The organism is Nocardioides sp. (assembly GCF_031422975.1).
In the GTDB taxonomy this organism is placed as follows: domain Bacteria; phylum Actinomycetota; class Actinomycetes; order Propionibacteriales; family Nocardioidaceae; genus Nocardioides.
The window spans coordinates 1-6,192 of sequence record NZ_JANPEO010000521.1 but is presented as its reverse complement, the minus strand read 5'-3'; the positions used below and the strand labels follow the sequence as shown (position 1 = coordinate 6,192).

General features: G+C 69.0%; 7 protein-coding genes. 4 read left to right on the top strand and 3 right to left on the bottom strand.

Translation table 11 applies throughout. The features are described from left to right. The 3 genes from RMO85_RS15600 to RMO85_RS15590 all read right to left on the bottom strand — a co-directional run. Window positions 1–257: hypothetical protein (locus RMO85_RS15600; protein ID WP_310529640.1), on the bottom strand; the 257-nt coding region annotated here is incomplete at its 3' end. Window positions 258–262: 5 nt separating this feature from the next. Beyond that, on the bottom strand, window positions 263–775 hold the full coding sequence (locus tag RMO85_RS15595; RefSeq protein WP_310529639.1) for a hypothetical protein: 513 nt from the start codon (window positions 773–775) through the stop codon (window positions 263–265). 433 nt (window positions 776–1,208) lie between these two features. Next, complete coding sequence (locus RMO85_RS15590; RefSeq protein ID WP_310529638.1) at window positions 1,209–1,568, bottom strand: LysM peptidoglycan-binding domain-containing protein; 360 nt, start codon at window positions 1,566–1,568, stop codon at window positions 1,209–1,211. A gap of 264 nt (window positions 1,569–1,832) precedes the next feature. Between RMO85_RS15590 and lexA the strand changes: the two genes are divergently transcribed. From lexA to RMO85_RS15570, 4 genes are all read left to right on the top strand, one after another. After that, window positions 1,833–2,561, top strand: a complete 729-nt coding sequence (lexA, locus tag RMO85_RS15585) for a transcriptional repressor LexA (protein ID WP_310529637.1) — start codon at window positions 1,833–1,835, stop codon at window positions 2,559–2,561. A 235-nt stretch (window positions 2,562–2,796) separates the two neighbouring features. Further along, window positions 2,797–3,525, top strand: coding sequence for a phosphatase PAP2 family protein (locus RMO85_RS15580; RefSeq protein WP_310529636.1), 729 nt, complete (start codon window positions 2,797–2,799; stop codon window positions 3,523–3,525). A gap of 5 nt (window positions 3,526–3,530) precedes the next feature. After that, window positions 3,531–5,228, top strand: coding sequence for an alkaline phosphatase D family protein (locus RMO85_RS15575; protein WP_310529635.1), 1,698 nt, complete (start codon window positions 3,531–3,533; stop codon window positions 5,226–5,228). Between the two features lie 9 nt (window positions 5,229–5,237). After that, a partial coding sequence (locus RMO85_RS15570) for an alkaline phosphatase family protein (protein ID WP_310529634.1) occupies window positions 5,238–6,192 on the top strand: 955 nt, incomplete at its 3' end.

The following is a 6,192-nucleotide window of genomic DNA, read 5'->3' as shown; positions in this document are numbered from 1 at the left end:
GCTTCTCCGACCGAGCAGGCCCGGGGATTGCTGCACGGTTCGGGCTCACCGCTCGTGCCGTTGAAGCACGCCTGGAAGACGGTGTAGATCGCTTCGGGGTCGGACTGTGCCGTCTCCTGCAACTCTTGCGCGGTATAGACGCAGACGGTCTTCGTTCCTAGCAGATCGGTCGCTTCCGTGCATTCCGCATTGGCTGGGTTAGCCACTCCCACAAGCCCCAGGGTGCAGGCTATGGCCAGCACGAGAACTCGCGCCAAGGGCCTCATTGCGCGAGCTCCACGAGGTCGGAGAGCAACCACGAATCGTCAATGGGAATCAGCGTTGCCTGATACGTGACCTTGCCACCATCAAGCACCACCGCCTTGGCCGATGACGACGCCTTATATCTTGTCCTCCCAGAGTTGACGTCCACGCGGACCTCTATCCGAGTCGCCGAACTAGGTGTTGATGCTTTCACTCGAAGAATCTCCCAACCCGGCCACCGCACAAACCCGCCCCTCTCGTAAAACGATGCGACTTGCTCAGCAGTCTCGTCGCAGGGACGACAACCCCTCGTGAGGGCAAGGAAGTCCTCGGGCTCTCCCGTGGCCTGCATTGACACGTTCGCGGCATTGAACCGCCGGATGAATGCCTCGGGACTCTCCGGCGTAGCCGTCGACGACGTCTCGGTCGGGCTCGGCTCCGAGGTCGTCGCATCCGGCATCTTGGGTGCAGGATCGTCCTTGGAGCAGGCACTGAGAAGGACCAGCGGAACCAGGATCTCAGCGGCGAGCACTCGGCGTAGGTGCATCACGGGTCCTTCCGAGAAGATTCGTCGACGTAGAACCTACCGGCGCTTGCCGTCGTGCGGCAGCCCCAGAAATCAACGTGTGGACAGAGCAAGGTTCGCGACCTGGCGGGGATGACCCAGAGTTCGCGGATCGCATGTCGTACGCCGCCACGTGCGACCGGCCACGACACGGACCGCTCAACAACTGGCGGGGCCCGACATCGAAAAGGGGCCACAGGCTGTCGGCCGCCGCCAGTTGCCGAGCACCCCCGCGATCGACCCGACCACACATGTCGGCCGCCGCCAGTTGGCCCGACCAGCCCCGTCCGCAGCGCGCGCACCGAGAACGCCGCGAGGGGCGGGCCGCCACAGTGGCCCGCCCCTCGTCTTCCCCGGCCCGCCAGCCGGGGTCGAGTCGGCTGGCGGAGGCTGTGGTTGGTCAGTCGTCGCGGACCGGCACGCGGAGCTTCTGGCCCGCGGAGAGTGCGACGGAGTCGAGGGCGTTGAGCCGCTCGATCGTGCGCATGGTGGAACGGACGTCACCGTCGGCGTTGAGCTCGGCGGCGATCCCCCACAAGGTGTCGCCGGTGCCGACCATCACGATCTCGGTCGGCTGTGCCTGACCGGGCGTCTCGGAACCCACGGCCACCGAGCCGAGGAAGAACGCCGAGAGCAGCAGCAGCGCCATCGCCGCAAGGAACACGACGACGCGGCCCCGGCGCGTGAGGCGCACGGTTGCCTGCGGCGTACGGGAAAAGCGCGGAGCGACGAAAGCGGGGGAAATGCTGAGGGTGCTCATGTTGGCCTCCTGGGGAAGATCAGCCGGTCGTGGTGTCGAGTGAGTGTCTAGACTGAGCCACCGACAACGCCGGCGGATCGAAGAGACGTTCGATCGAACATGTGTACGACGGTAGAGCATGTGTTCGAACGATGCAAGAGCCCAGGCGAACAGATGTTCGACGGCGTGTCGCCGTCGCCACGTCCGACACGCCTTCGAACAAATGTTTGAACAACCGCTCGGCGATGACTACGGTGAAGCCAATCGACTGCAGGAGGCGCCGCCATGGCGAAGAAACAAGCACCGGACGCAAAGGTCCTGCCCATGCCCGACGGGCCACCCGACGCCACGGGCCTCACACCGCGTCAGCAGCGGGTGCTCGCCACGATCAAGGACTCCATCGAGAACCGCGGCTATCCGCCTAGCATGCGCGAGATCGGCACGGCGGTGGGCCTCACCAGTTCCTCCAGCGTCGCCCATCAGCTCAAGACGCTCGAGGAGAAGGGCTTCCTGCGCCGCGACCCCAACCGGCCCCGGGCGCTCGAGGTCTTCCTGCCCGAGGTGATGGCCGCGCGCCGCTCCATGTCGAGCGCCGAGGAGACGTCGTACGACGAGACCGACATCGGCAACGCCGCGCCGCCCGCCACCTACGTCCCGATGGTCGGTCGGATCGCCGCCGGCGGGCCGATCCTGGCCGAGGAGCGCATCGAGGAGGTCTTCCCGCTGCCCCGGTCACTGGTCGGTGAGGGCACCTTGTTCATGCTCGAGGTGTCGGGTGACTCGATGATCGACGCGGCGATCTGCAGCGGCGACTACGTCGTCATCCGGCAGGAGCAGACGGCCGCGAACGGCGACATCGTCGCGGCGCTGATCGACGGCGAGGCCACGGTCAAGACGTTCCAGCGCAAGGACGGCAAGGTCTGGCTGTTGCCCCACAACGTCAACTACGACCCGATCGACGGCACCAACGCCACGATCCTGGGCAAGGTGACCGCGGTCCTGCGCCGCGTGTGACCGCTGGCGCGACGGGCACGGATTGACCCAAATACGGGCATGCGGCTCATGGCACGACACAGGACGCTAGAAGCACGACCCTGATCGACATCGGCGGGCGACCCCCGGGGTTCCCTGACGTGATCTCCGGGGTCGACCGGGGACAAGCCCGATGCCGGTCAACCGCCAGCCCGGCTTGTCTGGAACCGTGACGACCTTCGCTCCAAGACCCACCACATCCGCCACTGCACTGCCGATGCGGCGTGCTCGTCGCGGGCTGCGCGAGCTCGGCTTCATCGCATTGCTGTACGCCGCCTACGCGGCCTCCAGGGTCTTCGCGGACGACTCCTTGGCGCCGGCCCGGGAGCGAGCCGAGCAGGTCGTGTCCATCGAGCACAACCTGCTCCTCGACGTGGAGCGCGGCGTGGTCGGCTGGTTCGCCGGCAACGACGTGGCCGGTCTGGCGGCTGCCTACTACTACGCAAGCGCCCACTACCTCCTCACGGCGCTGGTCCTCGGCTGGCTCTACCACCAGCGTGCCGCCATCTATCCCCGGGCGCGGCAGACCTTGGTGGTCAGCACCCTGCTGGCCCTGGCCAGCTACCTGCTGATGCCGACCGCGCCACCACGGCTCGTGGGCTACGCCGACCTGATGGCACTGCACGCCGACAGCGGGTGGTGGGGACAGGCCGCGTCGGCGCCGCAGGGCATGGGCTGGCTGACCAACCAGCTCGCGGCCTTCCCGAGCATGCACGCCGGCTGGGCGCTGTGGGTCGCGCTCGCCGTCTCGGCGTCGACGCCTCGACTGCTTGCGCGCGTCCTCGGCTGGAGCCACGCGATCATCACCGCGGTCGTGGTCGTCGGCACCGGCAATCACTGGCTCCTCGACGTCGTCGTCGGGTGGGGGATCGTGTTCCTGGTCTGGCGAACAACAGGTGAACGTGTGGTGTCCGAGCGTGATCCCGGACGGTCTGCGTCGTTGTAGGGGGCGTGACCCCCACTCAACGCACCGTCCAACGCGCCAGCCGACACCCTCTGCCCCGACGTACCGTCCTCGCCTCCAGTGCCGCCGCCGGCGTCGGTCTGGCGGCCACCACCCGCAGCCAGGCCGCGGCACCACTCGACTCCTCGGGAGTCTTCCGGCACGGTGTGGCCTCGGGGGATCCCCTCCCCCGCAGCGTGGTCCTCTGGACCCGCGTCACCCCCGTGCCCGAGGCCACCCCCGGCTCCGGGCTGGGTGGGACCGCGAAGGTCCGCTGGGAGGTGGCCCGGGACGCGACGTTCCGCAAGGTCGTCCGGTCGGGCACCATCACCACCACCGCCGCTCGCGACCACACCGTCAAGTTCGACGCCTCCGGCCTCCAACCCGAGACGTGGTACCACTACCGCTTCGTGAGCGGTGGCGTCGCGAGCCCGGTCGGCCGCACCCGGACCGCCCCCGACGGGGCCTCGACCCCCGACCATCTCCGCTTCGGCGTGGTCAGCTGCGCCAACCTCCAGGCCGGCTGGTTCAGCGCCTACCGCCACCTCGCGGCGCGCGACGACCTGCACGCGATCCTCCACCTCGGCGACTACCTCTACGAGTACGGCCCCGGCGAGTACGGCTACGGACGCTCCAATGTGGACGTCCGACCCCACGTCCCGGCGCACGAGATGGTGACGGTGGCCGACTACCGACAGCGCCATGGGCAGTACAAGCAGGACCCCGACCTCCAGGCGCTCCACGCGCGCTACCCCTTCATCGTCACGTGGGACGACCACGAGGTCGCCAACGACGCCTGGCGCGAGGGAGCCGAGAACCACCAGCCCGAGGAGGGCGACTACCTCGCTCGCAGGGCTGGGTCGCACCGCGCGTACGACGAGTGGATGCCGGTGCGCATGGACGGCACCGCGAGCCTCGACGACGGCACCCGGCTGTTCCGGCGGCTGGCGTTCGGTCAGCTCGCCGAGATCAGCATGCTGGACCTGCGGACCTACCGCGACCAGCAGGTGCCGACGCCGCTCGTCGACGGGGCGGTCGACGACCCCGAGCGGACGATCACCGGCCGGGCCCAGCTCGACTGGCTCAAGGACTCCTTGACCGCTCCCACCCAGTGGAAGCTGGTGGGCAACCCGGTGATGATTGCCCCGGTCAGCTTCGCCCAGGTCCCCAAGGACCTCGTGGGGCCGATCGACGACGTGACGGGGATCCTGCCGCGCGACGGCGCGCCGTACAACGTGGACCAGTGGGACGGCTACACCGACGACCGCCGCGAGGTGCTCGCCCACGTCCGGGACCGCGGACTGCGTGACGTCGTCTTCCTGACCGGCGACATCCACTCCGCCTGGGCCTGCGACCTGCCCTACGACGCGGCGACCTACCCGGTCGGCGACTCCGCGGGCGTGGAGTTCGTCTGCACGTCGGTGACCTCCAACAACCTCGACGACATCACCGGCACGCCACCGCGCACCACGAGCCTGGCCGTGGAGGCGGCGATCCAGACGAGCAACCGGCACGTGCGCTACCTGAACTTCGACGACCACGGGTACTCGGTGTTCGACGTGACGTCGGCTCGTGCGCAGATGGACTACTACGTCATCGGCGACCGCGCGGACCGCAACGCTGCGGCCACCTGGTCCACGTCCTGGGCGACGCGGTCCGGCACCAACAAGGTCATCCCCGTCGACCGGCCGCTCGCCGGCGCCTGAGGAGGAAGCATGTGTGAACCCACCCACCAGAACCGGCGACCGGCCTTCGGCCACGGTCTCGACGACATCCGCACCGGGCGGCGGTCCCTGCTCAAGGTCGTCGGCGCCGGGGGCGCGGCGGTGGCGATCTCCACCGCGATCGGCGCCGCCCCGGCCGCGGCGGTCCGGCCGCCGCGACGCGCGTACGTCCTCGTCCTCGACGGGTGTCGACCCGATGAGGTCACGACCCCGCTGATGCCCCGGGCGGCAGCGTTGCGAGACGGCGGCCTGAATCACCCCTTCGCCTCCTCGATGCCGATCATGGAGACCATCCCCAACCACGTGATGATGATGACCGGCGTCCGGCCCGACCGTAGCGGCGTGCCGGCCAACTCGGTCTACGACCACACCGAGGGCGTGATCCGAAACCTGGACCGGCCCACCGACATCACGATCGGCACGGTCATCGAGCGGCTCAACGCTGCTGGTCTCACCACCGGCACGGTGTTGAGCAAGGAGTACCTGTACGGCGTGTTCGGCGAGCGTGCCACCCACCGCTGGGAGCCGGCGCCGGTGGTCCCGGTCTCCGGGCACGCCCCCGACCAGGCCACGATGGACGCCGCGCTGGCCATGATCGAGCAGCACGACCCGAGCATGGTGTTCGTCAACCTCGGTGACATCGACCGGGTCGGACACTCCGACCTCACGGGTCCGCTCTCGCTGCGGGCGGCCCGCCAGGCGGCGCTGGCGACCACGGACCTCCAGGTCGGCCGCTTCGTCGATGCGCTCACCCGCTCCGGCCGGTGGCAGGAGTCGATCGTCATCGTGCTCGCCGACCACTCGATGGACTGGTCCCGGCCGGACTCGGTCGTGCACCTGCAGCCTGTCCTCGACGCGGACCCCCTGCTGGCGGGCCAGGTGGTGATCGCCGACAACGGCGGCGCCGACCTCCTCTACTGGACCGGCGACCCGGCCGCACGAGGCG

Coding starts and splice junctions, on each gene's coding strand:
- RMO85_RS15590 (WP_310529638.1), bottom strand. CDS start 1,568: ATGAGCACCCTCAGCATTTCCCCCGCTTTCGTCGCTCCGCGCTTTTCC.
- lexA (WP_310529637.1), top strand. CDS start 1,833: ATGGCGAAGAAACAAGCACCGGACGCAAAGGTCCTGCCCATGCCCGAC.
- RMO85_RS15580 (WP_310529636.1), top strand. CDS start 2,797: ATGCGGCGTGCTCGTCGCGGGCTGCGCGAGCTCGGCTTCATCGCATTG.